The following is a 935-nucleotide window of genomic DNA, read 5'->3' as shown; positions in this document are numbered from 1 at the left end:
CGCCGTGACCGTCTCACTGGCGACCTTGACCATCGAATCATCCGAGGAGCCGATCGGCATCGACACCGAGCCCAACACACCAACCCCGAGGCTGGCCGAGTTGTTGGTCTTCTTCAACGCATAACGATCCTGCAAGGCGTTGGCGAACACCGTCGCATGATGGCCGGCGCTGCCATCTTCGGCGCAGACCACGTTGAAGCTGATCTCGAGATGGGTCTCGCCGGTCTGCTGGAAGCTCTTGTGACCGCTGACCAGCTTCGGATCACTGCTGGTAATGATGTAGCCCTGACTGAGCAACGCGCGCCGGGCCGCTTCGCAACTGGCGGTGTCGGTCACCGGATAATTGCGCGAAAAGGTGCCGGAGTCATCGAAGTTCTCATGCTCATAGATCGGCTTGTCCTTCGAACAACCGGCCACCGCAGTCAACAAAAGCGCCAGCCCGACAACACGCATGGGAGTGAAAATCAACATTGAACATCCTGAGGGAAAACAGTCCGGGGCGTATTGTGCAACAGATCGCCGCCCCATGGCGCATGGAATAGTGTCAAGAATCGGTTACAACTTTACCGGTCATGAGCGCCAGGAAAAAGCCGCGTGGACAAATGATCGATCAACGCGCGCAATTTCGCCGTGGCTTGTCGGCTCGACGGCCATAACACCCCAGAACCGACCGGCGTGTTCTAAATGCAAAAGAAAGGTAAAAATTCAAGATCAGGTCGGCTGTCAGGCCGCCTTCGCGAGCAGGCTCGCTCCCACAGAAAAGCAAAGCAGCGCAGCTGCCCGCGGCAAAGCCGCCCCACTCAACAATGAGCGCAAGCTCGAGTGCTTCTGATCTTGCTTTTGATCCACCGGCGACGTCGGAAGGCTGAGCGGAGGGATTGATCCGGGTGTGGGAGCGTAGCGACCGTCTGGCGCAGCCAGAGACAGCGGAAGGA

The 935-nt window shown here is 58.3% G+C and carries 1 protein-coding gene and 1 pseudogene; both read right to left on the bottom strand.

All coding sequences use genetic code 11. The features are described from left to right. Positions 1-471, bottom strand: a 471-nt coding sequence (locus OQK_RS00995; RefSeq protein WP_016770719.1) for a DUF2242 domain-containing protein, incomplete at its 3' end; no start/stop codon positions are given. Between the two features lie 92 nt (positions 472-563). Further along, positions 564-687, bottom strand: a pseudogene (locus OQK_RS30900) (LysR family transcriptional regulator); the annotation flags it as partial. Positions 688-935: the final 248 nt, after the last annotated feature.

The sequence above is a fragment of the Pseudomonas sp. R62 genome (assembly GCF_000257605.1).
GTDB lineage: Bacteria > Pseudomonadota > Gammaproteobacteria > Pseudomonadales > Pseudomonadaceae > Aquipseudomonas > Aquipseudomonas atacamensis.
The sequence above is the reverse complement of the archived record's forward strand: the minus strand, read 5'-3'. Positions and strand labels throughout refer to the sequence as shown.